Below are 25,642 nucleotides of genomic sequence, written 5' to 3' on the forward strand. Positions count from 1 at the left end.
CCACGAAAAAACGCCCGGCAGTTCAGCCGGACGCGTGTTTCTTATGCCACTTGTCTGCAAGCTTCTGCGCATTTCAAGCAAGCTTCCGCGCATTTTTGGCAATGGTCATGGTCATGTTTTTTGCATTCGTTTCCGCAGGCTTCACAAATCTCCGCGCATACTTTTGCGAGCTGTGAGACGAACGGCGAGTTGCGTTCAATGGCTTGTGCCAAATAAGCACACATGTCGGCGCATTCGCGGTCGAGCCGGATGCACTCGGCCATCATTTTCACATCGTCTTCTTTCAGGCAAGCATCGAAACAATGGTTGCACGCCACCATGCAGTCATGGAGCGTCTTGGACAATTCTGCGTGTTTTGCATGTTCTACCATTCCGTAAAACCTCCTATAAGAATTATGTTCATTCGCTTATTCCTTGGATTTCCCGACTGGCAGAAAATTAAACAAAGGCTAGTAAATTCTATCCGTTTTTGCGCAGCCCCGGCTTCTGCTCAAGTTCTTTCATGCGCTTGCGGAACTCGTCTTCCGACAACTCGCCGCGCGAAAAGCGCTCTTTCAATAACTGAGCTTCGTGGTGGGGAGGTGGCAGTTTATGAGGTTTATGGCGAATGAAAAACAGCACAAGGCAAAGGATGATGAGCACGACCATCAAAGCGACGAGGACAATAAAGAGCCTGAACATAAGCGTTCACTCCGTTCGCTTTCTTTTCTTCCAGTTTACGCTATAAGACTGAAAATTGCGTCTTTTTAAGTTACAAAAATATATTCTTGTAAGATGCTAGATATGCTACGCTTATGGATAATTCAGGAAAAGGGGGAAGCAGGATGTTTGTACATAAGATTGATGAAGAGTTGGCGTTGAAATTGGTCGAGATACAAGATGCAGAACGGATTTTTGAATTGACGGATCGTTCGCGTGCTGCACTGAAGGAATGGCTGCCGTGGCTCGATCACACGAAAACCGTTGAGGATACGAAAAATTTCATCCAGTCCGGCGCCGAAAGTTTCGCACTCGGCAAAAGCTTGAATTGCGCAATCGTCTATCAAGGTGAATTGGCCGGAATCGCCGGCTTCAATGAGATCAATGAAGCGAAACAGACGGCTTATATCGGCTATTGGCTCGATACCGAATACCAGGGAAAGGGCATCATGACAAGGGTGGCGGGAGCACTGACAGATTATGCGCTAACGGAGCGTGGGCTCAATAAAGTCGAGATTCGCGCAGCGGTCGGCAACGAGAAAAGCCGCAACATCCCAATCCGCCTCGGCTTTACGGAAGAAGGCGTGATCCGCCAAGGAGAATGGCTCTACGATCATTTCGTCGACAGTGTCGTCTACGGCATGCTGAAATCGGAATGGCGTTCTGAAAAAGGTGAATGAAACTCACCTATACTTTTAAGAGTGGTGGAGAAAATCATGATTCGTTATGAATAAAAATGAAATCATCTTTCTACATTCAAAAATCAATATTGTATCTGAGTATTTGGAGAAGCGTTCGCTCGTAACCCCTTCTGCTCAATAATGCTGCGCATTACTTTCGCAAAGATAATGTCTCCCGTAGGTCGACCTTATCTTTCCTGTGGACTAGCGAGACGACCGAGACCCCGCAAGGCGCAAGGCGACTGAGGAGGCTTGGGCGCGAGCCCACGGAAAGCGAGCGATAAGCTTCGGAAAATACGGGTTTCTGATTTTCTCGACCACACAGAAAAAGACTCGTAAAGTTCCCACATCTTTTTTTGCGCAATGTTTCCCACAGCCTTCCTCATTTAGTAAAATAAGAAGGAAACTAGAATTACAGGAGGAATACTATTATGAAGCATTTTCTACTCGGCCTTCTCGTATCAGGCCTTATCGCACTTATCGCTTTCCTGGCGGATGATTGGGCGCTGTTGTTCCCGATCGCGGGCGCAGTCGCCGTTATCGCACTTGTCTGGGCGGTCATCTCGTCCATCACAGCAGGCAAGCAAGTGAAATCTTCATTCAACACGAGTTCGGAACGCCGCCGGGCACAGCAGGCGCGCAACGCCAAAGTGAAAAACCTCGTGCTGTTCGCGTTGCCGAATCTGGTGTTGGCGCTTTACGGATTGTTCATACTTTCTTAAACGAAAGAGGGGGATGTCATGCTCAGCTATTATAGTTCGTTATCTGCGGAAGTTTATGACCTCGATAAGCCGATCGGCAAATCGTTCGGCGACGTCGAGTTCTACAGGGAGCGCCTCGCCGGGAATGAAGGGCGTATTTTAGAACCTGCTACAGGGACAGGCCGATTGCTCGTGCCGCTCCTGGAAGACGGCCTTCACATCGACGGCTTCGACAGTTCATCTGAAATGCTCGATATTTGCCGCGCCCATTGCAAAGAACGCGGCTTGCATCCGAAATTATTCGAAGCGGATATGGAAACTTTCCGCATCGATGTCGAATACGACGTCATCATTTTGCCGGCGGGAACGTTCCAACTGCTGGCGGGACGCGAACAGGCAATCAAAGCCTTGAAGAATTTCCGCAAGCATCTGGCACCGGGCGGACGGTTGCTCGTTGATTTGTACGTTCCGCAAGGCTTTGAGATCGACCGGCCGAGAACACGGACCTGGCAGACGAAAGCCGGCGAAGTCATCACGCTCGAGAGCAAGACCGTCGAAGTCGATTGGATCAAGCAATGTTCCGTGTCGCATAACCGCTACGAGAAATGGCAAGGCGGCAAGCTGATCCAGACTGAACTCGAACGTTTCCCGATGCGCTGGTACGGCGTCGAGGAATTCAAGCTGTTGCTTGGCAGCCATGGCTTCGAGGACATCATCGTGTCGTCCAATTACGAATACGGGCAATACCCGAAAAACGCTCAGCATGCCGTCACCTTTGAAGCAATCGCACATATTTGAAGATCAAAAGCTGTTTGGAGAAAAAATCCAAACAGCTTTTTTATATACTCGAAATTCTATATATGACTGGCTGATGGTGTTTCATTCCACTCATGAGAATCAAAAATGAAACTGCAGCTTTTCGAAAAAGTTAGATTTGCAGCTAATTCGGGTAAACTCGTAAAGGTCTGGAAGTAAAATCGCTGCAGTCAAAATTACTAGAAGTGTCTCTATAGGCGAGGCTTTCAGATGAAAATAAAAGGGGGATAGAGCATGATTACCATACATAAAACCTCTGCTAGCGGAGCTCTACAGACAATTGATGCCTTCGAAAAGAATAGTTGGATCAATATGGTGGCGCCTTCAAAAGAGGAAATCAGGGGAATAGTAGAACGCTTTAATATCCCCATCGAATTTTTAGAAGACCCATTGGATTTGGAAGAAAGCGCACGGATTGAATATGACGAAGAGACAAATTGCACATTGATCATTAACGATCTTCCAATTGTCGATGATAACAGCCCGCAGCTCGACTCTTATATTACAATCCCCATCGGCATCATTTTAGGGGGAGATTTCATCGTCACCATTTGCAGCCAAGCGACGAACTCAGTAGAAAACGTCCTCAAGAAAAACGTGAATACGTCGATGAAAAATCGCTTTGCGCTTGAAGTGTTGTTGTCGATTTCTACCCAGTACATAATGAAGTTGAAGAAGCTGAACAAACAGCGCCTCAAAATCGAAAGCAATTTGAAGGATTCTTTAACGAACAAGCAACTCTATAAGATCATGGAGATCGAGAAAAGCTTGGTGTACTTCCTGACATCCTTAAAAGCGAATGGGGATGTCATCACGAAGCTGTTCCGTACGCATTCCATCAAATTGTATGAAGACGATGAAGACTTGTTGGAAGATGTGAAAATCGAAAACAACCAAGGAATTGAAACGACCGAGCTGTATACCAGAATCTTGGACAGCATTACGGGATCGTATTCTTCGCTCATATCGAATGAATTGAACAATACGATGAAAACCTTGACCCTTTTCACGGTATTCTTGACCCTTCCGACCTTGATCTTCAGCTTTTTCGGCATGAACGTGGCATTGCCTGTTTCTGGGCAGGAGCCTGGTTCATGGATTACGACACTGGTCCTTTCAGCCATTTTGATGCTGGTGATCGCCGTCTCTCTATGGAAAAGAAGAATATTTTAGCCGAAAACGCCTGGAGATAAATCCAGGCGTTTTTTTATTCTGGTAGTTGTTGGAAGTCGTGTTTTCCGCAGCTTACCGCTCGCTTTCCGTGGGCTCGCGCCCAAGCCTCCTCGGTTTGCTCTACTTTCGCTCCGCTCAAGCGTCGCAAATGAATATGCTCAGCGTTGCTTCGCACATTCATTCCCTGCGGGGTCTCGGTCGTCTCGCTGATCCACCGGAGTCGAGCGGACGCTTCTCCAAACACTTAGACAGCTCGGGAAAACAAATTTTATTAGGCTCTATGACTATTAAAAAGTCAAGCTTATGAATGTGTTTAGCACTTTGAAAATCAATTGTAGAATTTAGGAGTACTCTAATCTACCAAATATATTCCTTCCCGAAATAATTAGAGGGTTAGTGGCGGGCGGGGCGAATGTATATACTAACAATCGACAGTGCGGATCTATGCCGCTTGCCATTACTGCTGCCTTGGCCATGAGAATTCATCGTCAAAAAAGGAGTGTAGAAAATGGATGAAAAAGAAATGATTCCGTTCCAATCGTCTCCGGTACGACCAATTTTCGAAAAGTTTTCAAGTGCGCGTGATGTTTCGCTTGTCTACGGTGACCCGATCGAGATGCAAGGCAGGACCATCATTCCAGTGGCGCGAATCCGCTATAGCGTCGGGGCAGGTGCTGGCGGCGGCTATGAGCGGGAAGACAAAGACGCGGAATCGCCAGGTTTCGAGGAGTTTGAAGGTGGGCACGGGGAAGGGGCAGGCGGATCGTTCTCAGTCAAACCTGTCGGCATCTACGACGTGACGGCGGAAAAGACCGTCTACCGGCCCATTGTGCCGATTGAACTCATCGTCATGCTGCCGCTCATGATGACCGGCCTCGGATTTTTGATGGCTGCGAGCCAGAACAAAAGCAAAGGCGGCAAGCACAAAAAGCGTATGCAAGCGGGAAAACGCTGTGAAAAGAAGGGCAAAGGCAAGAAAATGAAAGGCATGGGGCATAGCAGCTGAAGTAGAATGAAATAGTGACTAAAGCGAAAACCACCTGGGGATTGATCTCCAGGTGGTTTTTCTACGGCTCAAATCAGTAAAATACCTAAAACTCAAAGTGCTCTTAGGCATTCGGTTAAACCGTTTTTGACGATACCAACAGGAACTTTACTGCCTGGTCGGTTAAATTGAACCAATAATGCTTTTGGCTGGCATCGAACATCGTCGAATCGCCAGGACCGAGCGTCGAGCGTTCGCCTGAAACTTCGACGGTCAATTCGCCTTCGACAACGAACAGGAATTCATAGCCGCTATGGGCAAAGGGATTCCCTTCGCTATCGCCAGGGTTCAAGGTGACGAGAATGGGAACGAAATTCGCTTCTTTTACGCCTTGCGTCAGGTCCTTGTAATAAAATCGCTCCAGCCGTGATGTCCAGTCACTGTCCTCTTGTTCTGCAAAAAAGACGCTTGGGTCGACATGAAGCGCGTCGGCGATTTTCCTGAGCGATTCCAATGTGACGCTCGATTTGCCGCGTTCCACTTGGGACAGGAAACTGATCGAGACACCCGTTTCTTGCGCCAATTGTTTCAATGTCAGCTTGCGCTCTTTGCGCAGCTTTTTTAAAGTCGTGCCGATGGATGGATCAGCCATAACAGATTCCTCACTTTTTTTACATGCTCCTTTTATCATACAGGAGGCTGGAGAAGAGGGGCAAACCTCGATGAAATTAATTTCATAATCATATTGACAGAAAATTGATAGTTATCTAAACTATTCCCAGGGAGAAATTAAAGTGTCACTTCAATTTTATAACTCAAAGGGGGAAATCAGTTTGGATAAGAAAACAACACGCCGCGTCCTGACAGCGAGTCTTGTGGGGAGCTCAATTGAATGGTTCGATTATTTTCTGTACGGGACGATGGCTGCGCTGGTCTTTAACCAATTATTTTTTGTCAATGAAGATCCGACGGTCGGCTTGATGCTGGCGTATGCATCATTTGCTTTGGCTTTTTTCATCCGCCCGTTCGGCGGTATCATCTTCAGCCATATCGGCGACCGCATCGGCCGCAAGAAAACCTTGGTCATCACGCTCAGCTTGATGGGCATCGCGACATTCGGCATGGGCTTGTTGCCGACGTACCAAGCAATTGGCATTTGGGCACCAATCCTGTTGATCACGCTGCGCCTCATCCAGGGACTAGGCATCGGCGGCGAATGGGGCGGCGCATTATTGCTTGCAACCGAGTATGCCCCGCCTGAAAAACGTGGCTTGTTCGGCAGTATTCCACAAATGGGTGTCACTATCGGACTCGTTCTCGGAACACTTGCCTTGTGGCTGATGACTTTACTGCCAAACGATGCCTTCATGACTTGGGGCTGGCGCGTGCCATTCATTTTGAGCGCCTTGCTTGTCGTGTTTGGCTTATGGATTCGCAAAGGCGTTGACGAAACACCGGAATTCAAAGCGGTCCAGGCATCTGGCGAAATCCCGAAAGTACCGATTGTTGAAACTTTGAAATACCATTGGCGTGAAGTATTGATCGCCATCGGGGCAAAAGTCGTCGAGACGGCGCCGTTCTATATTTTCGGGACGTTCATCGTTTCCTACGCCACCACGAACCTCGGTTTCTCGCGCACAGCGACACTCGGTGCAGTGATGATCGCGACGATCATCACGACAATCCTGATTCCAATCATGGGCTCATTGTCTGACCGTATCGGCCGGAAAAAACTTTATATTGCGGGAGCGTCGGGGATGGCTCTTTTCGCTTTCCCGTATTTCTGGATGATTCACCAAGGCTCTGTCCTAATGCTTGTACTGGCAACAATCATCGCGCTGGGCGTCATTTGGGCGCCGATTACTGCCGTTTTGGGCACGATGTTCTCGGAGATTTTCGATGCCAAGGTGCGCTATACTGGGGTTACACTCGGCTATCAGATCGGTGCTGCGCTTGCAGGCGGTACGGCACCTTTAGTTGCGACGGCTCTTCTTGCGCGCTTCGATAATTCGTATGTACCGGTTGCGATCTACATCATCTTCACTGCGTTGATCTCGCTCGTATCCATCTGGGCAGTCAAGGACTTGAAACAACAACAAGCGGCACGACCAGCCGCAACAATTGCAAAAGAGAGCCGCGCATAAGCGGCTCTTTTTCTTTAGGAGGGCCTCATGAAAATCATCAACGAACAGCAAATTCAACAAAGCTATAAAATGCACGACGCAATTCAAGATGTGGCCGCCTTGCTTCACGCCAAGCAACAAGGAAAAATCGACAATCCACACCGCACCGTCATCGATTTTCCAGAGCGACAGGCATCTGCTTTATACATGCCGAGTGCCGATAAACAGGAAGAACTCGCAGGCGTCAAAGTGGTGACGATTTTTCCGGACAACCCGAAACAAGGCAAGCCGACGACGCAAGGAGTGATTTTATTATCCGATGCCACAAACGGTGAGCACGTTGCGATGATGACGGCTTCGTATTTGACGCGTCTGCGCACAGGCGCACTGAGTGGCATCGCGACCGACCATCTTGCGCGGAAAGACAGCCGAATGCTCGCAGTCATCGGGACCGGCGCCATGGCGTTCGAGCAAGTACTCGGCGTGCTCGAAGTCCGGGACATCGAGACGATCTTATTGTTTAACCGCACAGAAGAAAAGGCTGTGCGCTTTAAAGAACAACTGCAAGCATTCGGTGTCCAGGCGCAAATCGAAATCGCAGCCAGCGCCAAACAAGCCGTGGAATCAGCGGACATCATCGCTTGTGCAACGCGCTCGACAGAACCGGTATTCGATGGCAATGACTTGAAACCGGGAACTCATATTAACGGTGTCGGCTCTTATTTGCCGCATATGCGCGAAATGGATGAGACAACGATTGATCGGGCGAATAAAATCGTCGCGGATGATCTTGCCGGCGTGCAGGATGAAGCAGGCGAGCTGATCCACGCTGCGAATTCGGGCAATTGGTCATTCGATCGGCTTCATGCAGAACTGACCGAACTCGCGACGGGGCAACGTGTAGGACGCGAGACAGAAGAAGAGATCACGTTCTTCAAATGTGTCGGGGCGGCGTATTTCGATCTGGCAGTCGCCAAAGGAGTTTACCGGAAAGCGCAAGATGGCCAACTCGGAACGGATGTTGAACTGTAAAAGAGTGCGGAAAAACTGCCCAGAGGCCAAGCCTCTGGGCAGTTTTTTGTGCTCGTATCAATTATCAATTTCTATTCTCATGTTAATTTGAAGTACGACACAGTTCCAAAGCATAAATTGATAATTCTTTCGTGATGACAGTCTAGAATCTTGCGTCATCTATTTTATTTTTTTGGCTGCCAAAAGACATCAAACGATACCGCGAATGGAAACAGAAAAAACCAGGTTCAAACTCTCAGCATTGAGCCGCTTGTGGATTTTTAAATGGAAAAAGCGCATTCATTCATAGACAAATAGTGGAATGATCTGTAAATTCCATATGCAATTAGATAAATATAAAATATACTCGGTAGTAATATGAAAAAATAAGTCGAAGTGGTAGAGGGGGGCATTTAATGGGGGCGTACGAAGAGTATGAAAAACTACTTGCGAAGTCTTATGATGAAGCCATCGAATTTTTGCTCAAGAAGTATGGACCATCTCAATATGATTATTTCAGCGAAAAGTCGTATCAACGGTTTATGAATGGTGAGATTAAAAACATCACAAGAGGTAAGTTTACAAGGTCTGGCGAGGGGTTATATTGTCACCACATCGACGAAATTAAGGTACTGAAGATATCGGACCAGCTGTTCATTAAAGAAAACAATATTCCATTTGAATACCAGCGGAAAGAGAGATTGGTTTATTGTGATTTGATTGAACACACCATCCTACACGTCTTAATCATTAAAGAAGCACCGCCTGAACTTGGGGCAATAGGTTACGACGCCTATTTAAAACCAATGATTGAAGAATGGTATGTGGACAAATTCATACCCAAGCCAGAGTGGATGAAAGTTTGTCGCCAAAGATCCTTTTTAAATGACGATGAAGCAATCCTTATTGTGAAAGCAATGGAAGAAGCATTAGGCAGAACTTATCACGACACCCCGTTTGATTTTCACGAGACGAGACGCAGAAGGAAAGAGAAAATCAAAGAAGAGATAGAAGAACGTCGAAGAAAATGGGAAGAAGAATGGACAAAGGGTAGGGAAGAACGGAGAGCGAGGGAAGAAGAAATTCAAAAGAAACAGATGGAAGAATTTTATCGAACTTATCCGAAGTTTAAGAGCAAAGGGATACATCCTCAAACTTCGAGAGTGAAATTAATAAACCTATTATATGAATACAAATACAACGATAGTTTCAAAAATAAAAAAGAACTTGAAGCGGCATTGAAACCAATGATTAAAGATAAGCTTCTTCGAGAGTTGCATATAGTTCTTGAAAGCAGCTAAAGCGAATGTGGCTTCGATCGGAAGCTATATTTCCTTTACCGCACCCGGCGTCCTCATTATGCGCTTGTCACTATTAAAACGATGCCATGGATGGAAATCATGATTGCTACTGTGATTCTCGCCATCAGCGTATGAAACTTCATGAAACTCGCGTGTAAGATCTTCAAGAGTGGCGTACTTATGTATGAAAAAAATGCGACACCCGTAGAAGTCTGGAAGTGAGTTAGAACTTAATCAATGAAAGTCTGTAGACATAAAAAAGCCCAGAGATCATGTCTCTGGGCTTTTCACATTCACACCTTATTCAGCTGGAGTGCCTGGTTCGATCTCGTAGGATTTCTGGACGGTTTCATTACGCTCGCCCAGCCCTTCAGTAGTCGTTTTGCTCCACATGGCTTCCATACGTTCTTTCACTTGTGGGATCATTTTTTCCGGGATGACGTTGCGGTATTGATTCGTTTCGCCAAGAATCACTTTTACCGACGGTTCGGTGACTTCTTTCGGATCGAATTGCTCGTAAGGGAAAGCGGCTTTCTCGTAGTCGAAGACTGTGTTTTCCGAATCAGACTGCCAGTTTTTCCACGTTTCAAATTCGCGGTCATTAAAGCCTGTCAAATATGGCCCTGGGTTGATCGTCGCCACTTCCACATTGAATTCCTGCAACTCTTTGCTCAAGGAATCTGCGAAGGCTTCAGTCGCATGTTTCGTGCCGCAATAAGGTCCCATCAACGGGTCTGCCATCAAGCCGGATACAGAAGAGACGAAGACGATGCGGCCGGAGCGTTTTTCGACCATTTGACGTGCAAAGCCTTTCGTCAATAGTACCGGGCCGAATACATTGACCTCGAATTGGTGGCGCAAGTTTTCTTCCGGGATATCGACGAGGGATCCGCCTTCAGATACTGCCGCATTGTTTACCAAGACATCAATGTCCCAGCCCCATGCTTTTTCGCGGTCTTTCGGGTTCGTGACGTCCAATTTTTCGATTTGCATCGATACGCCGCGCTCTTTCGCTTCCTGTTCCAAAGCAGAAACCTGTGAAATGATTTCAACACCCGCGATGACAGATTTGCCTTTTTCCGCCAAGCTGAACGCAATATTTTTGCCGAATCCGGTGCCAGCACCGGTGATTAGTATTTTTTCGTTTGCCATTCTAAATTCCTCCTCGGGTTGTTTGTTACGGTTGTTTTTACTTATACTTCCATGGCATACCCGGGAGAAACTTCACTTAAACAGACATAAGCGCTACTCACCAGTTCCTCACAATTCCGCTCTCTTTTGCCGAGGAGTTTTATTAACTAATTTTATATACAGTTTAGCTGTATATGGATAAGCTGTGAATTTATTATCTTAAAATTCTGTAAATGGGGTATTAGAACATTATAATGCATTTTCGGACAGCGATTTTAAGGCCACAAGAGTGGAGGAGATGGTTAAGAACAGCTACACATTTATTTGGAAATAGAGCACAGGATAAACCTGATGGGAAATCAAAGGAGGAATTTCAATGACTGAGGAATCATGGCTGCCAACATTGAAGACAGAAACGCCGGAAGAAGGCTACAAGTTAGCAGTGAAACTGGCACGCAAAGCTGTAGGGATGACTCAACCGGATGAAAGCGTACGGAAAAAGCTGCGTCCTGTATACGCCAATAATGCAGACAGTTTGACATTTGCTTCTCAAGTCGTGGCCATTCATTTTCAAACAGTGGCAGCAGCCAATAATTACTGGAATGATTGATTCAATGCAGCCGCTGGAAACAACAATTTGAATAATAGCAGATCAGCAAAAGACGAAGCCGCAAAAAGGGGGATTCGTCTTTTTAATATTGCCTCCATATGCCCCGTGGCGAGCCGCGGTATGTCCACTCTAAACGGTGCAGCAGCAAATCGGTTTCTTGCCAAGCTGCTGGTCCGGGGTAGTTCCTTCAGCAATCTAAGTTTAGTTGCACTCCGTTGCTTGATTCAGCCGCCATTTAAAAAGAGATATAAGCGGTTCTTTTCATGGGACAGCCAGTTGTACTGCCAGAAAGTTAGTTAAAATTGCTAAATGCAGGAAACAGGTATAGTGTTGAACTCATTAAAGTAAGAATATTCTGATTTTATAACGTGCAGCGTCTTTTCTCTGAAATAGCTAGGCAATGAAGAGCAAAACAGTGGGGCTGCCGGAGAGAATGGTAGGAGGATAAGAGTATCAATTAATGGAAGGAGGAAAATGGTCTGGCTTCAAAAACTTTACTGCCGGAATGGCTGAATACGCGCAGTTGGTTTTAAAAACTGAAGGAAGGGATTAAAATGGAGCGTGCTATTAACGGAAACTCGCCAATTTTCTACGCCAGGATTGTGGGTGGGGGATTGGTTCTCATGGCGCTATTCGCTTTGTATGCAAATTTCTTTGTCATCGAAAGGCTGATCATCCCTGGAAATGCCGCGGCGACTGTAGCGAATATCACGGCCAATGATTTGTCATTCCGTTTGGCTATCGCCAGTTTTGTCATTGTGCTTGTACTGGATGTCATTGTTTCGTGGGGCTTGTATGTATTATTGAAGCAAGTCAATCAAAACCTCGCATTGTTGGCGGCACTTTTCCGGTTGGTCTATACGGCAATTTTCACAGCGGCCATCTTTAATTTTGTGAGCGTTTTACAGCTGTTGAGTAAAGATATTTATTTGGGAGCATTGGAAACGAGCCAATTGAATGCCCAAGTCATGTTGTTGATTGATGCTTTCAAAAATGGATGGATGATTGGACTCGTCTTCTTCGGGGTTCACCTGCTGCTCATCGGTTATTTGGCCTTCAAGTCCCGATTCATCCCTGCATTCTTGGGAATTCTCGTCATGCTGGCAGGCTTAGGTTACCTAATCGATAACTCCGCGAAGATCCTATTGGCTAATTATGCTGAGTATGAAACCGTCTTTATACTGATCGTAGCAGTGCCTGGAGCCATAGGAGAGTTGGCATTAGCCATCTGGCTATTGACTAGAGGAAAGAAAATACCCGAAATAAAACCGCTGAAGCCCAGCTATGAAGGGGGAGTTCACTAATGAAGGCCAGTGTCCACGAAACCTATGGGCCGCCGGAAGTCATGGTGCTGAAAGAAGTGAAAAAACCAAGCCCGAAAGAAGATGAAGTATTGATAAAGGTCCATGCCACAACCGTCACATCTGGAGATTGCAAAGTGCGAAGGGCGGATCCATTTGCTGTCAGGCTGTTCTTTGGATTCAAAAAACCAAGAATCGGGATACTGGGTTCTGAACTGTCCGGAGAAGTGGAAGCGACGGGAAAAGATATCAAGTCATTCAAAAAAGGGGATTTGGTGGTTGGCGGAACAAATACAAAACTTGGCGCGAATGCCGAGTACGTATGCATCAAAGAAAAAGGCGCCATTGCCATCAAGCCGGTGAATATGACATTTGAAGAGGCAGCTTCTGTTCCTTTTGGAGCCACCACTGCGTTGTTTTTCCTGCGGGATAAAGGGCATATCCGGAAAGGGCAGAAAGTGTTGATCTACGGTGCGTCGGGCAGTGTGGGCACTTATGCCGTCCAATTGGCTAAAATTTTTGGCACAGAAGTTACAGCGGTGTGCAGTGGCAAAAATATTGAACTGGTGAAGTCATTAGGGGCTGATTACGCAATCGACTACACCTTGGAGGATTTTACCGATTCAGCTAAATTCTATGACATGATTTTTGATACGGTAGGGAAAACTTCCTTCGCCCAATGCAAACGCGTCATGACCGAAAAAGGGATTTATTTAGCAACAGTTGCAGGAGTGCCTCAATTCGCGCAGATGTTTTCAACCTCAATCAGGGGCGGCAAGAAATTGATCAGCGGATTAGCGCCCATGCACAAGAAAGATTTGCTTTTTTTGAATGAATTGATTGAAGCCGGAAAGCTCAAATCCGTCATCGACCGAAGCTATCCTTTAGATCGAATGGCCGAAGCCCATCGGTACGTGGAAACAGGGCATAAGCGGGGCAATGTAGTTATAAATGTGATAAGGCCTGACGAGCTTGCGGCTGTTAGTGATTAACAAGGCCCATGTCCGAGCTTATTGTTCAAACGAAGGGAGAGCCAAAACCGACGTTCGGTTTTGACTCTCCTTTTCAATTTAATGAGATGAAGCTATTTATAAAGAAGAATGATTACGTGCTTCCAAACTAGGCAAAAGCTTCGCTGATGACAAACGGTTTCTCACCGAGATGCCGATCGACGCAGCGAGCACGGCTTTGATGACGCCGACGAGAACGAATGGCGCGAATCCGCCCATAAAGGCGCCAGTCCAGGAAAGTTCCGCGAAGACCTTCAGCCAAACCGTTCCAAAGCCGAGTGCGACAAACATGCCGAGGATGTTGGCGATGATAGCGTTCATGAGCGTAAAGCCCATCTTCTCGAGATAATAGCCGATGACGAAAGCGGTCGGGATGAAGCCGAATAGATAGCCGCCCGTCGGCCCGAACAAACTGCCCAAGCCTCCTGACATTTGGGCGAACACCGGGATTCCAGCAGCGCCGATTGCGAGATACACCAAGATGGACAATGTGCCATAGCGTGCGCCTAGAATTGTGGCGGCAAGGCCGATTGCCAAAGTCTGCCCGGTAATCGGCACGAGCGGCAAAGGAATGGTGACTTGAGCGAGTATACCGATAATGGCGGCGAACAAAGCCGTCACGATCATCATCCGCAATTTTTTGTTTGAGTGTGCCATGTGAAAACGTCCCTTCGTAATTGAGTTAACTAATTTATAAAATAAGTTAACTCAATAATATCCGAACGTGTCAGAAGGTGTCAATATGCTTTTCGGCAATTAACAGCAGATCGAATCTCCCGGCTTCAGACCATAAGTGCAAAAACGAGGACGAATGCTGGAAACTGTAATGATAAAATGAGAAGAGATAAGATAGAGAAAAGAGGGGAGGCGGTGGCTATGGAAATGGAAGCGAAGTTCACGTTCGATGAAATGTGGGAGAAGATCCTGGATTGCGACCGGAAATACGACGGCTTGTTTTTCACGTGCGTGAAAACGACGAAGATCTATTGCCGGCCGTCCTGCCGATCGCGCAAGCCGAAAAAGCGCAACGTGGAATTCTATTTTTCCATTGAAGAAGCGGAGAATTGCGGATTTCGGGCATGCAAAAGATGCCAGCCTGAAATTGAACAATCGCCTTATGTGGAATTCACACAGCAAGTCATCACTTTTTTAACGGACCACTACCAGCAAAAAATCGGCTTGGAAGAAGTGGCTGCCCATGTCGGCATGAGCCCATCTTATGTAGACCGGCTGTTCAAGCAGGAAACAGACGAAACGCCGCGGTGTTATTTGGAGAAAATCCGCATCGACAAAGCGGCATATTTACTTGCGAACACCGACAAAACGAATTTGGAGATTTGCCTCGAGACCGGCTTTCAAAGCACGTCTCATTTCTATAAAGTGTTCCGGGATTTGAAACAGCAATCTCCGGGACAATACCGGAAAGAGAAAGGAGCGGGGCGGAATGGATAGCGAAACGGAAACACAGCGGCTAAAAATTCCCACGCCGGCAGATTTTAATTTCACGGAATGCCTGGCCATTCTCGGGCGTTCTGATCAAGAGTTGCTTCACACAATTCAGGATGAGCGTCTCACCAAGCTGTTGGCGATTGAAGATGAAATGGTCATATTCGATTTGAGTCATTCCGGCAGTGCCTTGCATATCGAATTTCTGCATCATCCGCCGACTGAACAAGGGAAACAGGCAGTTGTCCAATACGTGAAGGATTGGTTCGACCTGGAAACAGATCTGCAGCCGTTTTACGCGATGGCGGCAAGCGATCCCGTCCTCCAGGAAGTTGTGGAGAGGCACGCGGGACTCCGGATAATGGGCATGCCCGATTTATTTGAAGCGTTCGTTTGGGCCATCACCGGCCAGCAGATTAATTTGACTTTCGCCTATACGTTAAAACGGCGCTTGATCGAACACTTCGGCACTTCACATACAGTGGACGGAGTAGAATATTGGGCCTTTCCATCCGCTGAAAGAATCGCATCGCTGGAAGTGGAACAATTAAGAACGCTGCAATTTTCGGGGAGAAAAGCGGAATACATTATCCACATCGCCGAGCAAATCGCTGACGGGCGTCTCGTGAAAGACGAACTGCTTGAAAAAACCGAGCAGCAAGTAGAAAAACAATTGGTGGCGATCAGAGGCGTCGGGCCGTGGTCCGCGCACTACGTCATGATGAAATGCCTGCGCTTTACTTCCGCGTTTCCGATATCGGACGTCGGATTGCACAATGCCTTGAAGCATCAATTGGGGATGGAACAAAAACCGAGCATTGCCGAGATTGAGAATTTGGCGGAAAACTGGGCAGGCTGGCAAGCGTACGCGACATTTTATTTATGGAGGGTATTATTATGAATGAACTGCATCAAGTGGATTATCCATCGCCGATTGGCGTCGTCGAAATCACCGGTACCGAACAAGCCATCGTGTCGCTTTATTTCAGCGAACGGGAACAGCCGCTGCATAAGGTGCAACCGGACACGCCTCAAGTGCTGAAAGACGCTTTACAGGAACTGGACGAATATTTCAAAGGACAGCGAACGGAATTCACCGTGCCGTGCATTTCTTCCGGCACCGAATTCCAGCAAAAAGTTTGGGCAGCGCTGCCTGATATTGCTTACGGCGAAACAGCTTCGTACCGCGATATCGCGGCAGCTGTCGGCAACGAGAAATCCATGCGGGCAGTGGGGAATGCCAATAGCAAAAACAAGATCAGCATCATCATCCCGTGCCACCGCATCATCGGGGCGAATGGTAAATTGACGGGATACGCCGGCAGCCTGACCCGTAAAGAATGGCTATTGAAGCACGAGCAAGCGGTGCGGAATCGCCAGTCAGTTAAGGCATGAAAAAAAGGGAAGCAAATCCAATCGATTTGCTTCCCTTTCCTATTTTTCAGATTAGCTTTCGATGGTCTTGATGACGACTGCCGGATTGCCGCCGACGACGGTGTTCGCCGGCACGTCTTTGACGACGACCGCGCCGGATGCGATGACGGCATTGTCGCCGATCGTGACGCCTGGATTGATGACAGCGCGCCCGCCGATCCACACATTATTGCCGATGCGCACCGCTTTGCCGAATTCGACTCCGCTCAGCCGCTGTTCGATATCGAGCGGATGGGTCGCCGTATAAATGTGGACGCCAGGCCCGACCAAGCAGTTATCGCCGATGCGGATGTCGCAGACGTCGAGGAAGACACAGTCGAAATTGGCAAAAAAGTTATGCCCGACATGGATATTGTAGCCGTAGTCGCAGCGGAAGTTCGGTTCGATATACAAATGGTCACCGCTCGAGCCGAGCAATTGGCTCATGAAACGCTTGCGCTCCTGGCTGTCGGTTTCCATCGATTTATTAAATAAGCGCAATAGCCGTTTCGCATTGACGCGCTCACGCACAAGTACCGGATCATCCGCCCGGTAAAGCGCACCAGCCAGCATTTTGTCTTTTTCTGTATGCATCAAAATCCCTCTTTCCCGCTCAAATTAAAATCCGAATAACCGCCTCGCGATAAAGGCAAATCCCGCGACTGCGGTAATGAATGCCGCTACGAAAAACGCCACGGCATAGGACACGAGATTGCCCGGCAGCACCGATTCAGCGATTTCAAAAAAATAAAAATGGATCGCGACCGGTTCTGTGGCATGGCGCATCAGCCACACTTGGACGCCTTTGACGGCAAATAGGATGCTGATGGCCAATAGGACCGAAAACGCAGTCCATCGAATGCCTTTCCACATGAGACCCGCCTCCAACTTTCATGATATGGATATTATAACAGAGTAGAAAAAAGAGCCATCATGAAGTTTTCGAATTCTTTGAAAAATTTACATGCAATTAACATGAAAAACTTTATAATATAGGAAAGGAGTGGAAACAATGAAAACGATCAACCGAACCATTACAACGGATAAAGGCCAAGCAATCAACTACAGCCTCGTCCTGAACCAAGACCAAACGAGAAAACTCGCGATCTTCCTGCCGGGCATCGGCTATACTGCGAAAAGCCCGCTATTTCATTACACGGAGCGGTTGCTTGCGGAACAGGAATACGACATCCTGCGCATCAATTACGATTACACGAATCCTTTATACGACGAGTACACGATGGCGGAAATCGACGAAGCGGTGAAACACGACGTCAAGCAAGTGATTGACCAAGTATTGAAAGGCAGCCTCTATGAAAAATTCTTCCTCGTCGCCAAATCGCTCGGAACGATCGCGCTTGCCAACGAACTTGAGCGTAAGAAATTCAAAGGCGCGAAAACCGTCTGGCTGACGCCGCTCATCAAGCACGAGGACGTTTTCCGGGCGATGAAGCAATACCCGAATCCGGCGCTGAGCTTTATCGGCAACAAAGACCATTATTACGACCGCGGCCGGATGGAAGAACTCCAAGCCAATAAGGAGTTGGATTCGCACGTCTTAAAAGACGTCAACCATGGCATGGATTTCATCGGCGACCCGTTGAAATCGATTGATGTCTTAAAAGACGTCATCACCGATATCCACGCTTTCTCGAAAAAGAGCATCGAACATGCGTAATGAACTGCCGCCCACTGAGGCGGTTTTTTCATGCCGTTTTTCAAGCAGCGCGACAGGGTATAGTTTCTCCAAAAGGAGGGTGCAGCATGGCATTCGATTACGATCTAGACTATAAGAACTTGGACTTGCGGAAAAACCCCGAACTGTACCGCGTCGGCAAAGGCGAGCAAGGCGTGTTGATGGTGGAACCGTACAAAAGTGAAATCCTCCCCCATTGGCGATTCAAGACGCCGGACATCGCCCAGGAATCGTGCGACAAAATTTCCGAGCTGTTCGAAGAATACCGCAAAAAGGATGATTTTGTCGGCATGGACATGGCCCGCAAATTCATCCAAATGGGCTACACCCGCGCACGGCGTTACACGAATTACAAAGGCGGCCGCAAATACAACGAAGACGGCTCGATCAAAGACCGCGAGATTGACGAAGAAAAAGCCGAGTCCGCTGCAATCTTCAAAAAACGATGGGACGAGATCCGCGAAGACGAAGATTATTTACGTCGCAAAAAAGAACATCAGAAAAAATATGGCTGAAGCGGTTCAGGCATGAAACAGAGGCGTTCATCAAACGTCGAATAAACGAGACGAAAGGAGGGGCATGTGAATGAATCGGTTTTGGAAAGCGATGGCCTTGATCGCCGCTCTGCTGTTGCTCGGGGCATGCAGCGAACAGACTTTCAGCAATGGCGAAGAGACCGGGTCCTATGCCGGCATTTTAATCGTTGAAGGCGAAGAGTACTTGTGGGAAGGCGAACTGGAAGGCAGCGAATACAGCGAATCGACAAGACTCGGTGCCATCACTCAGTCGACGGCACCGGAAGTCATGCCAAGCGCTGATTTATCTTCCAACTTCCTCGCTGAAGGCGCTGAAATCTACAGAAGCAACGAAGACCCCGACGTGCTCCTCGCCAAACGGCAAGACGGCAGCTGGGATGTGTTCAGGAAAAGTTTGAAGCAAGAATAGCGAAGCTGCATCCACAATCGGGTGCGGTTTTTTTGTGGAATGGAGCGATTTGTTTGTGGAATAAAGAGGTTTTTTTGTGAAATGAAGCGATTATTTGTGGAATGGAGAGGTTTGTTTGTGGAACTAAGCGGTTTGTTTGTGGAATGAAGCGATTTGTTTGTGAAATGAAGATGATGTGATATTTTATCGATTGGGGAAATCGCTTCCCGAGACGAGCTCTCCGGAAGCCGTGCCCGTGAAACGCAGTCGAAAAGCGGAAGCTTCTCCTCTCACTTCTTTTCATTCCCCCAATATTCATTTCCCAGCAAACAGATGCAAAATCGCTAGGGATGGTGTAATCTGAAAGCCAAGCAGATCAACGGAAAAGGATGAACGTATATGAAATCGACTGTCAATGCCAAGGATGTCGCAAAGCTCGCAGGAGTCTCGCAGTCTTCTGTGTCCAGAGTGTTTTTCGACGGAGCGAAAGTTACTGAAAAAACCCGCCAAAAAGTGCTGGCCGCGGCCGAAGAGCTCGGTTACCGGCCGAATGAATACGCCAGAAGCCTGATCACCAACAGTTCAAAAATCATCGGGCTGGTCATGAAAGGCGTCCAGAATCCCTTCTATCCGCAAGTCCTCAAGCAATTCACCACGTCATTCAAAAAGCACGGCTATAGCGTGTTGTTCGTACATACCAATAATGACGAAATCCAAAGCGAAGACATCGAGACTTTGCTCAATTACAACGTGGCAGGCGTCATCATTACCGATGCGTCCATGTCGATGAACGTCGCAGAAGCATTCCAGGTGAACCACATCCCGCTGGTCTTCTTCAACCGCAAATTGACGAGCAGCCACTTCCACTCAGTGTGCTGCAATAACTTAAACGCCAGCCGGGAAATCGCGGAATACTTAGCGGAAAGCGGGACGGGGCCGATGGTGTATATTTCCGGAAATGAAGACACCTCGACAAGCCGCGAACGTGAACAGGGATTTGCGGAAGTGTTGGCACAGCGAGGCATCGCATACAAAAAATACAGTTCGGATTTCAGCTATAACGGAGGCTACGAAACTGCTCAGAAAATCCTGTCGGACGGAGCGGTCCCGTCTGCCGTTTTTGCGGCGAACGACATCATGGCACTAGGTGTTATGGACGCTTTCCGTAAGCAGGGCATAAAAATTCCGGAACAGGTAAAAGTGATCGGGTTCGATAATATCGAAATGGCGTCTTGGCCTGCATATGAACTGACGACGTGGGAGCAGCCAATCGAAAAGATGGTCGATGAAACGGTCAATTATTTGTTGGGGGAAATCAGTGAATACACAGGCCAGGCGCAGGCTGTCGAGGTCGAAGGAAGCTTTGTGGAAAGGAAGACCACGTAAACAGTGGTTGACTTTCTGCAATAATTAAAATATTCTTGTTCTTAACAACATGTTTGCATACGTATTCAAGTAAGCGTTTTATTCTATTTTGAATACGTATGCAAGAAAAAGAAGATGGAGGTTTTTATAATGGTCAAAGTATTGAAAGCAGGTAAATCAGAAGAAGAAGTGAGTGCAAACGATTCGAAAGTTTCGCAGATCGTTTCAGAGGCTTTAAAAGATGTGGAAACGCGCGGCGATGCGGCGGTTCGTGAACTGTCCGAGAAATTCGATAAATGGGCACCTGAATCGTTCCGCTTGTCGGATGCGGAAATAAATGAAATCGTTTCCAAAGTTCCAGATAGCGTTATTGAAGACATCAAGTTCGCACAAAAGAACATCAAAGCGTTCGCCGAAGCGCAGCTCGATTCCTTGAATGATGTGGAAGTGGAACAAATTCCAGGCGTGATCTTGGGACATAAAAACATCCCGGTCAACAGCGTCGGCTGCTACATTCCAGGAGGACGCTATCCAATGGTCGCTTCCGCTCATATGAGCGTCTTGACCGCGAAAGTGGCAGGCGTCAACCGCGTCATCGCGTGTACACCACCAATTAACGGCGAGATTCCGCATGCGACTATCGCAGCGATGTCCCTTGCCGGAGCGGATGAAATTTACCTGCTTGGCGGCATTCAGGCAATGGGCGCGATGGCGATCGGCACGGAAACGATCGAAGCGGTCGATATGATCGTCGGGCCAGGTAACGCGTTTGTTGCGGAAGCGAAGCGCCAGCTTTACGGCCGCGTCGGCATCGACTTGTTCGCAGGGCCGACCGAAACTTTGGTTGTTGCCGATCATACGGCGGATGCTGAAATGGTCGCAACGGACATTCTTGGACAAGGCGAACACGGACCGACTTCACCAGGGGCTTTGATCACGACTTCCGAACAACTCGCCAATGAAACCGTGAAAGAAATCGACCGCCAATTGGAGACTTTGCCGACAGCAGACGTCGCGCGCGTGTCTTGGGAAGATTACGGTCAAATCTTGCTTGTCGATTCGATCGAAGAAGCACGCATCGAAGCGGACCGTTTGGCATTTGAGCACGTCGAGATCCTGACGGAAGACCCGGACTATTTCCTCGAGCACATGACCAATTACGGCTGCTTGTTCCTCGGACCGGAAACGAACGTGGCATATGGCGACAAAGTCATCGGCACGAACCATACCTTGCCGACAAAAGGCGCAGCACGCTACACCGGCGGGCTATGGGTCGGGAAGTTCATCAAGACCGTCACCTACCAGAAAGTGACAACACCGGAAGCGAGCGCCTATATCGGGGAATATGCCGCGCGCTTATGCCAACTTGAGAATTTCGCAGGGCATGCCGAGCAGGCACTCCTCCGCGTCAGAAGATACGGCAAGAACTAATTCTATTTAGGTGGTATGGGAGGAATAGTAGATGCTCGGTTTAATCGGCATGTTTGGTGGATTGATTTTACTCATTGTCCTGACGATGCGCGGCATGAACTTGCTGATTGCAGCGCCGCTGACGGCATTGTTTGTGGCAGTATTGAACGGTTTGCCTTTATTCCCGCAGCTGGCGGGAGAAGGGGCGGCCAATTATTTGACGAATTACATGGACGGCTTCACCGGCTTTATTGCATCCTGGTATTTGATGTTCCTGACAGGGGCCATCTTCGGGAAAGTGATGGAAGACACGGGCGCTGCTGACAGCGTCTCGCGTTGGATTGTCGGCAAGATGGGGATGAAACGCGCAGCACTCGCAGTCGTGCTTGCCTGTGCCGTCCTTACATACGGCGGCGTCAGCTTGTTCGTCGTCGCCTTCTCGGTTTATCCAATGGCACTCAGCCTCTTTAAACAGGCGAATTTGCCGCGCCGCTTTATTCCAGCGGCACTCGCTTTTGGCTCGACGACATTCACGATGACGTCAGCCGGATCTCCAGAAATCCAAAACTGGATCCCGATTGAATTCCTCGGCACTTCGCCATATGCCGGCTGGGAAGTCAGCGCAATCGTCGCGGTCTTCATGATGGTCTTCGGTTATTGGTGGCTGACGAAAATGATCAACAAAGCGAAAGCGAAAGGGGAACAGTTCGAGTCACGCCCGACCGACCCGAACAACGAAACGCGCAAGGAGCTGCCGAATCCGCTCCTTAGCATGCTTCCGCTCCTGATTGTCCTTGGCTTCTCGTATATTTTCCATGATTCGCTCGGCACGTCTGCATTGATCATCGCCTTGACGGGCGGGATCATCTCGACTTGCCTGATCAACATCAAATTCATCCGCAACTTGAGCAAAGCGCTCGGCGACGGCGCGATGGGTGCGGTCATCGCGATCGCCAACACCGCTGCAGTCGTCGGTTTCGGGGGAGTCGTCAAAGCGACACCATCTTTTGAAGCAGCTGTTGATGTCATGACCGGCATCCCGGGCAGCCCATTGATCGGCGGGGCGCTAGCCGTTGCGGTCATCGCGGGTCTCACCGGATCGTCTTCCGGCGGCCAGGCGATTGCGCTTCCTTTGCTCGCGCCTCATTATCTCGATATGGGTGTGGACCCGGAAGCTTTGCACCGGACCGTTTCGATTTCTTCCGGTTCGCTTGATTCCTTGCCTCAAGGCGGCTATGTCGTCACGACGATCCGTTCGATCGCAGGGGAGACCCACCGCGACGCTTACCCGGCATTCGGCGCATTGTCCGTTGTCGTGCCGCTTCTCGGTGCGGTACTCGCTGTGATTTTATTCTCAATCGGTCTATAAGATTTACACACCCAACAGCTCTCCCAACCGGAAGTTGTTGGGTTTCCTTATATTATCCATTCTAAAAAGAGGTGCATTCATGTGGAGAAATTGACAATACTCGGAGCTGGGACGATGGGCCATTCCATCGCTCTGTCCGCAGCCTGGTCCGGTTACATGCTGACCGTTTACGGCATCAACGAACAAGACCTAGCGAATGCGAACAAAGGCTTGGCGCAGAAACTTATCGTCATGACCGACAATGGGTTATTTGATGGAAATGAAGCACAGGAAATCCGCAGCCGAATCCGCTTTACGACATCTCTCGAAGACGCGATACAGCATGCAACATTCATTCTGGAAGTCGTCCCTGAAAATCTGCAATTGAAACGCGAGTTGTACAAGCAACTGGAAGGTTTGGCCGATCCATCGGTCATCATCGCGAGCAATACGTCCGGCTTTAAGCCTTCTCTGCTCGCTGAGGAGATGGCACATCCAGGGCGCTTCATCGTCGCTCATTTCTGGAATCCAGGACATTTGATTCCGCTCGTCGAAGTTGTTAATGGCGAACAGACCGAAGTGGAGACGACCGAGCGCACGATGGCTTTATTAAAGTTGATGAATAAAAAGCCGATTTTATTGAACAAAGAACTGCCGGGGTTCATCGGCAACCGCCTGCAATACGCGTTGTTTCGTGAAGCGCAAGCCTTATTGGATGCGGACGCTGCCAGCAAGGAAGACATCGATGCGGCGGTCACGTACAGCATCGGGCGGCGGCTTCCGGTGACAGGGCCTTTAATGACAGCGGATATGGGTGGGCTCGACGTGTTCTCAGCGATTTCAAATTATTTATTTGAAGAATTAGCGGACGATCAGCGTTCCGGAAAGGTTTTGTCGGAGTTGGTCGAACAGCAAAAGCTCGGGGATAAAACAGGCGAAGGCTTCTACAACTGGGAGCCGGAAGTGTCTGAGGGGATCAACCGCAAACGCGAACAGACCTTGATCCAGTTTTTGAAAAACGATTTGGAACAGGAGGGCTAAGATGAATAGCTATTTCTCGGAACTGAAAGGACAGACGGTCGTCGTCACCGGCGGCAGCAAAGGCCTCGGAAAAGACATTGCGCTGACGTTCGCCGAACTCGGCGCAAACGTTGCGATTTCCGGTAGAAATCAAGAAACGCTCGATGCCACGCTCGAAGAACTGCGCGCCCATAACCCAAACTGCATCGCGGTCGCCGGGAATTTGAGTGATATTAATGAAGTGAAAAAGTTAATCGACACTGCCGCCACTCAGTTCGGCACAATTGATGTCCTCGTCAACAACGCCGGCGTCAATATCGCGAAACCGGCGATGGACGTAACGGAAGCAGATTGGGATACGGTGCTTGACTTGAATTTAAAGTCGGCGTTTTTCGCGAGCCAAGCAGCAGCGAAATACATGCTCGCGCAAAAAAGCGGCCGCATCATCAACATCGCATCGCAAATGGCATTTGTCGGCTACATCAAGCGTGCCGCCTATTGCTCGAGCAAGGGCGGCATGGTGCAGATGACCAAAGCGCTCGCGGTCGAGTGGGCACAGCATGGGATTCGCGTCAACGCCGTTGCGCCGACATTCGTCGAGACGGAATTCACGGAGAAGCAATTCGAAGATGCAGCGTTTAAAGAAGACGTTAACCGCCGCATCCTGCTCGACGGTTTGTCGCAGCCGAAAGATACATCCGGTGCGGTGTTGTATTTGGCGTCGAACCTGTCGAATTTCGTAACCGGCGAAACGATCAAAGTCGACGGCGGCTGGACAGCGATTTAAGAAGAGTGGTTTCATGCTTCTTAAGTGGCATGTAGATGAAGGTAGCTAGGGTTTGAGTGTTGAGAAATTACGGTGTGCTAATTGTGCATGCTATTGGTAGTCGCTGCCTTGCTTTGGGTTGGCCTTTGGCAGTAAGCCAGGAAGGACGCCTGTCTTACTGCGTCGGCTTACCCTTGACGCTAGGCAGCTGAGAGATTTCATTGCATATAGGCTGTTTAAATTGTTCTGCTTCTGTAGTCAGTTGCCGGCTAGCGGGGAAATCGCTTCCCAGGACAAGTTTGAAGCAGATAGTAAGAGTTTGCATGTCAAACCGCTTTGGCATTCGATTCGGGTATCATGTGGGTAGTCGCTGCCTTGCTTTGGGTTGGCCTTTGGCAGTAAGCCAGGAAGGACGCCTGTCTTACTGCGTCGGCTCACCCTTGGCGCTAGGCAGCTGAGAGATTTCATTGCATGTAGGCTGTTTAGATTGTTGTGTTTCTCTAATCAGTTGCCGGCTAGCGGGGAAATCGCTTCCCGAAACTAGTATCAATCACATTTGTGCTTGAGCTGAAAAGTTTAGAAGTGGATCGGAATTTTTCTACTTCTATACTTTGACGAAGATGACTTAAGCTATAATATTCTACAAGTTTCCGCAATTTCAGTTGAGTGAACAAGAAAATTTCTTTGCTTCTAAAACTAGAGACGGAGTGGAA

Annotated in this window: 29 protein-coding genes; 22 read left to right on the forward strand and 7 right to left on the reverse strand. The window is 48.4% G+C overall.

Translation table 11 applies throughout. From position 1 onward, the window contains the following. Positions 1-41: 41 nt before the first annotated feature. Together DFR62_RS10475 and DFR62_RS10480 are read right to left on the reverse strand one after the other, a co-directional pair. Positions 42-371, reverse strand: coding sequence for a four-helix bundle copper-binding protein (locus DFR62_RS10475; RefSeq protein ID WP_083388992.1), 330 nt, complete (start codon positions 369-371; stop codon positions 42-44). Between the two features lie 88 nt (positions 372-459). Continuing rightward, on the reverse strand, positions 460-681 hold the full coding sequence (locus tag DFR62_RS10480) for an SHOCT domain-containing protein (RefSeq protein ID WP_068872156.1): 222 nt from the start codon (positions 679-681) through the stop codon (positions 460-462). A 143-nt stretch (positions 682-824) separates the two neighbouring features. On the opposite strand from DFR62_RS10480, the gene DFR62_RS10485 reads away from it, so the two are divergent. From DFR62_RS10485 to DFR62_RS10505, 5 genes are all read left to right on the forward strand, one after another. Next, positions 825-1,379 carry a GNAT family N-acetyltransferase gene (locus DFR62_RS10485; RefSeq protein WP_121300329.1) on the forward strand — a complete coding sequence of 185 codons (555 nt, stop codon included), beginning with the start codon at positions 825-827 and terminating at the stop codon, positions 1,377-1,379. Positions 1,380-1,810: 431 nt separating this feature from the next. Next, positions 1,811-2,101, forward strand: a complete 291-nt coding sequence (locus tag DFR62_RS10490) for a DUF5316 family protein (protein WP_101189552.1) — start codon at positions 1,811-1,813, stop codon at positions 2,099-2,101. Positions 2,102-2,119: 18 nt separating this feature from the next. Then, positions 2,120-2,878: a class I SAM-dependent methyltransferase gene (locus DFR62_RS10495; protein ID WP_121300330.1), complete on the forward strand. Its 759-nt coding sequence runs from the start codon at positions 2,120-2,122 to the stop codon at positions 2,876-2,878. Positions 2,879-3,130: 252 nt separating this feature from the next. Further along, positions 3,131-4,069, forward strand: a complete 939-nt coding sequence (locus DFR62_RS10500; RefSeq protein ID WP_121300331.1) for a magnesium transporter CorA family protein — start codon at positions 3,131-3,133, stop codon at positions 4,067-4,069. A 508-nt stretch (positions 4,070-4,577) separates the two neighbouring features. After that, positions 4,578-5,075: a GerW family sporulation protein gene (locus tag DFR62_RS10505; RefSeq protein WP_121300332.1), complete on the forward strand. Its 498-nt coding sequence runs from the start codon at positions 4,578-4,580 to the stop codon at positions 5,073-5,075. A 115-nt stretch (positions 5,076-5,190) separates the two neighbouring features. Here DFR62_RS10505 and DFR62_RS10510 read toward each other — a convergent pair whose 3' ends face one another. Next, positions 5,191-5,706, reverse strand: a complete 516-nt coding sequence (locus DFR62_RS10510) for a helix-turn-helix domain-containing protein (protein WP_121300333.1) — start codon at positions 5,704-5,706, stop codon at positions 5,191-5,193. A gap of 181 nt (positions 5,707-5,887) precedes the next feature. Between DFR62_RS10510 and DFR62_RS10515 the strand changes: the two genes are divergently transcribed. From DFR62_RS10515 to DFR62_RS10525, 3 genes are all read left to right on the forward strand, one after another. Continuing rightward, entirely contained in the window at positions 5,888-7,198 is a 1,311-nt protein-coding gene (locus DFR62_RS10515; protein ID WP_121300334.1) for an MFS transporter, read from the forward strand. A 27-nt stretch (positions 7,199-7,225) separates the two neighbouring features. After that, positions 7,226-8,209, forward strand: coding sequence for an ornithine cyclodeaminase family protein (locus tag DFR62_RS10520; protein ID WP_121300335.1), 984 nt, complete (start codon positions 7,226-7,228; stop codon positions 8,207-8,209). 395 nt (positions 8,210-8,604) lie between these two features. Beyond that, the gene (locus DFR62_RS10525; protein ID WP_121300336.1) at positions 8,605-9,489 is read left to right on the forward strand and encodes an SAV1803-related protein; all 885 of its coding nucleotides are present in this window, start codon (positions 8,605-8,607) and stop codon (positions 9,487-9,489) included. A gap of 300 nt (positions 9,490-9,789) precedes the next feature. On the opposite strand, the gene DFR62_RS10530 is transcribed toward DFR62_RS10525, so the two are convergent. Further along, positions 9,790-10,641 (reverse strand): SDR family oxidoreductase, encoded by an 852-nt coding sequence (locus tag DFR62_RS10530; RefSeq protein ID WP_121300337.1) that lies wholly within the window; start codon positions 10,639-10,641, stop codon positions 9,790-9,792. 355 nt (positions 10,642-10,996) lie between these two features. On the opposite strand from DFR62_RS10530, the gene DFR62_RS10535 reads away from it, so the two are divergent. The 3 genes from DFR62_RS10535 (at position 10,997) to DFR62_RS10545 (ending at position 13,523) form a co-directional block, all read left to right on the forward strand. Continuing rightward, positions 10,997-11,230, forward strand: coding sequence for a hexameric tyrosine-coordinated heme protein (locus DFR62_RS10535; protein WP_121300338.1), 234 nt, complete (start codon positions 10,997-10,999; stop codon positions 11,228-11,230). Positions 11,231-11,784: 554 nt separating this feature from the next. Continuing rightward, the gene (locus DFR62_RS10540) at positions 11,785-12,534 is read left to right on the forward strand and encodes a DUF4386 domain-containing protein (RefSeq protein ID WP_121300339.1); all 750 of its coding nucleotides are present in this window, start codon (positions 11,785-11,787) and stop codon (positions 12,532-12,534) included. Next, positions 12,534-13,523, forward strand: a complete 990-nt coding sequence (locus tag DFR62_RS10545; protein WP_121300340.1) for an NAD(P)-dependent alcohol dehydrogenase — start codon at positions 12,534-12,536, stop codon at positions 13,521-13,523. The genes DFR62_RS10540 and DFR62_RS10545 overlap by 1 nt, the downstream gene beginning before the upstream one ends. A gap of 96 nt (positions 13,524-13,619) precedes the next feature. On the opposite strand, the gene DFR62_RS10550 is transcribed toward DFR62_RS10545, so the two are convergent. Beyond that, a complete protein-coding gene (locus DFR62_RS10550; protein ID WP_121300341.1) occupies positions 13,620-14,198 on the reverse strand; it encodes a biotin transporter BioY in 579 nt (192 codons plus the stop codon). A 219-nt stretch (positions 14,199-14,417) separates the two neighbouring features. Between DFR62_RS10550 and DFR62_RS10555 the strand changes: the two genes are divergently transcribed. Genes DFR62_RS10555 through DFR62_RS10565 form a run of 3 tightly spaced genes read left to right on the forward strand, consistent with a single transcriptional unit; the run spans position 14,418 to position 16,382 of the window. Beyond that, positions 14,418-14,993 (forward strand): bifunctional transcriptional activator/DNA repair enzyme AdaA, encoded by a 576-nt coding sequence (locus DFR62_RS10555; protein ID WP_241663138.1) that lies wholly within the window; start codon positions 14,418-14,420, stop codon positions 14,991-14,993. Further along, on the forward strand, positions 14,986-15,888 hold the full coding sequence (locus tag DFR62_RS10560; protein WP_121300342.1) for a DNA-3-methyladenine glycosylase family protein: 903 nt from the start codon (positions 14,986-14,988) through the stop codon (positions 15,886-15,888). Before DFR62_RS10555 ends, DFR62_RS10560 begins: the two co-directional genes overlap by 8 nt. Then, the gene (locus DFR62_RS10565) at positions 15,885-16,382 is read left to right on the forward strand and encodes a methylated-DNA--[protein]-cysteine S-methyltransferase (protein ID WP_121300343.1); all 498 of its coding nucleotides are present in this window, start codon (positions 15,885-15,887) and stop codon (positions 16,380-16,382) included. The genes DFR62_RS10560 and DFR62_RS10565 overlap by 4 nt, the downstream gene beginning before the upstream one ends. A 51-nt stretch (positions 16,383-16,433) precedes the next feature. On the opposite strand, the gene DFR62_RS10570 is transcribed toward DFR62_RS10565, so the two are convergent. Further along, complete coding sequence (locus tag DFR62_RS10570; RefSeq protein WP_121300344.1) at positions 16,434-16,994, reverse strand: maltose acetyltransferase domain-containing protein; 561 nt, start codon at positions 16,992-16,994, stop codon at positions 16,434-16,436. Positions 16,995-17,018: 24 nt separating this feature from the next. Beyond that, the gene (locus DFR62_RS10575; protein WP_121300345.1) at positions 17,019-17,273 is read right to left on the reverse strand and encodes a hypothetical protein; all 255 of its coding nucleotides are present in this window, start codon (positions 17,271-17,273) and stop codon (positions 17,019-17,021) included. Between the two features lie 139 nt (positions 17,274-17,412). Between DFR62_RS10575 and DFR62_RS10580 the strand changes: the two genes are divergently transcribed. The 8 genes from DFR62_RS10580 (at position 17,413) to DFR62_RS10615 (ending at position 24,950) form a co-directional block, all read left to right on the forward strand. Beyond that, positions 17,413-18,078, forward strand: a complete 666-nt coding sequence (locus DFR62_RS10580; RefSeq protein WP_121300346.1) for an alpha/beta family hydrolase — start codon at positions 17,413-17,415, stop codon at positions 18,076-18,078. 86 nt (positions 18,079-18,164) lie between these two features. Further along, positions 18,165-18,611 carry a DUF4385 domain-containing protein gene (locus DFR62_RS10585; RefSeq protein ID WP_121300347.1) on the forward strand — a complete coding sequence of 149 codons (447 nt, stop codon included), beginning with the start codon at positions 18,165-18,167 and terminating at the stop codon, positions 18,609-18,611. Positions 18,612-18,681: 70 nt separating this feature from the next. Next, positions 18,682-19,041 (forward strand): hypothetical protein, encoded by a 360-nt coding sequence (locus tag DFR62_RS10590; protein WP_121300348.1) that lies wholly within the window; start codon positions 18,682-18,684, stop codon positions 19,039-19,041. A 378-nt stretch (positions 19,042-19,419) separates the two neighbouring features. After that, positions 19,420-20,406, forward strand: coding sequence for a LacI family DNA-binding transcriptional regulator (locus DFR62_RS10595; protein WP_121300349.1), 987 nt, complete (start codon positions 19,420-19,422; stop codon positions 20,404-20,406). A 129-nt stretch (positions 20,407-20,535) separates the two neighbouring features. Then, positions 20,536-21,816 carry a histidinol dehydrogenase gene (hisD, locus tag DFR62_RS10600; RefSeq protein WP_121300350.1) on the forward strand — a complete coding sequence of 427 codons (1,281 nt, stop codon included), beginning with the start codon at positions 20,536-20,538 and terminating at the stop codon, positions 21,814-21,816. 31 nt (positions 21,817-21,847) lie between these two features. Next, the gene (locus DFR62_RS10605; protein ID WP_121300351.1) at positions 21,848-23,164 is read left to right on the forward strand and encodes a GntP family permease; all 1,317 of its coding nucleotides are present in this window, start codon (positions 21,848-21,850) and stop codon (positions 23,162-23,164) included. Between the two features lie 81 nt (positions 23,165-23,245). Next, positions 23,246-24,184: a 3-hydroxyacyl-CoA dehydrogenase family protein gene (locus tag DFR62_RS10610; RefSeq protein WP_121300352.1), complete on the forward strand. Its 939-nt coding sequence runs from the start codon at positions 23,246-23,248 to the stop codon at positions 24,182-24,184. Between the two features lies 1 nt (position 24,185). Next, positions 24,186-24,950 (forward strand): SDR family NAD(P)-dependent oxidoreductase, encoded by a 765-nt coding sequence (locus tag DFR62_RS10615; RefSeq protein WP_121300353.1) that lies wholly within the window; start codon positions 24,186-24,188, stop codon positions 24,948-24,950. Positions 24,951-25,642: the final 692 nt, after the last annotated feature.

Source organism: Planococcus citreus (assembly GCF_003664125.1).
GTDB lineage: Bacteria > Bacillota > Bacilli > Bacillales_A > Planococcaceae > Planococcus > Planococcus citreus.

What these genes read in the sequence shown, in the direction of transcription:
- DFR62_RS10595 (WP_121300349.1), top strand. Translation starts at nt 19,420, where the DNA reads ATGAAATCGACTGTCAATGCCAAGGATGTCGCAAAGCTCGCAGGAGTC.
- DFR62_RS10490 (WP_101189552.1), top strand. Translation starts at nt 1,811, where the DNA reads ATGAAGCATTTTCTACTCGGCCTTCTCGTATCAGGCCTTATCGCACTT.
- DFR62_RS10545 (WP_121300340.1), top strand. Translation starts at nt 12,534, where the DNA reads ATGAAGGCCAGTGTCCACGAAACCTATGGGCCGCCGGAAGTCATGGTG.
- DFR62_RS10560 (WP_121300342.1), top strand. Translation starts at nt 14,986, where the DNA reads ATGGATAGCGAAACGGAAACACAGCGGCTAAAAATTCCCACGCCGGCA.
- DFR62_RS10615 (WP_121300353.1), top strand. Translation starts at nt 24,186, where the DNA reads ATGAATAGCTATTTCTCGGAACTGAAAGGACAGACGGTCGTCGTCACC.
- DFR62_RS10540 (WP_121300339.1), top strand. Translation starts at nt 11,785, where the DNA reads ATGGAGCGTGCTATTAACGGAAACTCGCCAATTTTCTACGCCAGGATT.
- DFR62_RS10485 (WP_121300329.1), top strand. Translation starts at nt 825, where the DNA reads ATGTTTGTACATAAGATTGATGAAGAGTTGGCGTTGAAATTGGTCGAG.
- DFR62_RS10475 (WP_083388992.1), bottom strand. Translation starts at nt 371, where the DNA reads ATGGTAGAACATGCAAAACACGCAGAATTGTCCAAGACGCTCCATGAC.
- DFR62_RS10495 (WP_121300330.1), top strand. Translation starts at nt 2,120, where the DNA reads ATGCTCAGCTATTATAGTTCGTTATCTGCGGAAGTTTATGACCTCGAT.
- DFR62_RS10580 (WP_121300346.1), top strand. Translation starts at nt 17,413, where the DNA reads ATGAAAACGATCAACCGAACCATTACAACGGATAAAGGCCAAGCAATC.
- DFR62_RS10525 (WP_121300336.1), top strand. Translation starts at nt 8,605, where the DNA reads ATGGGGGCGTACGAAGAGTATGAAAAACTACTTGCGAAGTCTTATGAT.
- DFR62_RS10505 (WP_121300332.1), top strand. Translation starts at nt 4,578, where the DNA reads ATGGATGAAAAAGAAATGATTCCGTTCCAATCGTCTCCGGTACGACCA.
- DFR62_RS10570 (WP_121300344.1), bottom strand. Translation starts at nt 16,994, where the DNA reads ATGCATACAGAAAAAGACAAAATGCTGGCTGGTGCGCTTTACCGGGCG.
- DFR62_RS10555 (WP_241663138.1), top strand. Translation starts at nt 14,418, where the DNA reads ATGGAAATGGAAGCGAAGTTCACGTTCGATGAAATGTGGGAGAAGATC.
- DFR62_RS10510 (WP_121300333.1), bottom strand. Translation starts at nt 5,706, where the DNA reads ATGGCTGATCCATCCATCGGCACGACTTTAAAAAAGCTGCGCAAAGAG.
- hisD (WP_121300350.1), top strand. Translation starts at nt 20,536, where the DNA reads ATGGTCAAAGTATTGAAAGCAGGTAAATCAGAAGAAGAAGTGAGTGCA.
- DFR62_RS10565 (WP_121300343.1), top strand. Translation starts at nt 15,885, where the DNA reads ATGAATGAACTGCATCAAGTGGATTATCCATCGCCGATTGGCGTCGTC.
- DFR62_RS10575 (WP_121300345.1), bottom strand. Translation starts at nt 17,273, where the DNA reads ATGTGGAAAGGCATTCGATGGACTGCGTTTTCGGTCCTATTGGCCATC.
- DFR62_RS10535 (WP_121300338.1), top strand. Translation starts at nt 10,997, where the DNA reads ATGACTGAGGAATCATGGCTGCCAACATTGAAGACAGAAACGCCGGAA.
- DFR62_RS10520 (WP_121300335.1), top strand. Translation starts at nt 7,226, where the DNA reads ATGAAAATCATCAACGAACAGCAAATTCAACAAAGCTATAAAATGCAC.
- DFR62_RS10605 (WP_121300351.1), top strand. Translation starts at nt 21,848, where the DNA reads ATGCTCGGTTTAATCGGCATGTTTGGTGGATTGATTTTACTCATTGTC.
- DFR62_RS10480 (WP_068872156.1), bottom strand. Translation starts at nt 681, where the DNA reads ATGTTCAGGCTCTTTATTGTCCTCGTCGCTTTGATGGTCGTGCTCATC.
- DFR62_RS10590 (WP_121300348.1), top strand. Translation starts at nt 18,682, where the DNA reads ATGAATCGGTTTTGGAAAGCGATGGCCTTGATCGCCGCTCTGCTGTTG.
- DFR62_RS10500 (WP_121300331.1), top strand. Translation starts at nt 3,131, where the DNA reads ATGATTACCATACATAAAACCTCTGCTAGCGGAGCTCTACAGACAATT.
- DFR62_RS10585 (WP_121300347.1), top strand. Translation starts at nt 18,165, where the DNA reads ATGGCATTCGATTACGATCTAGACTATAAGAACTTGGACTTGCGGAAA.
- DFR62_RS10550 (WP_121300341.1), bottom strand. Translation starts at nt 14,198, where the DNA reads ATGGCACACTCAAACAAAAAATTGCGGATGATGATCGTGACGGCTTTG.
- DFR62_RS10530 (WP_121300337.1), bottom strand. Translation starts at nt 10,641, where the DNA reads ATGGCAAACGAAAAAATACTAATCACCGGTGCTGGCACCGGATTCGGC.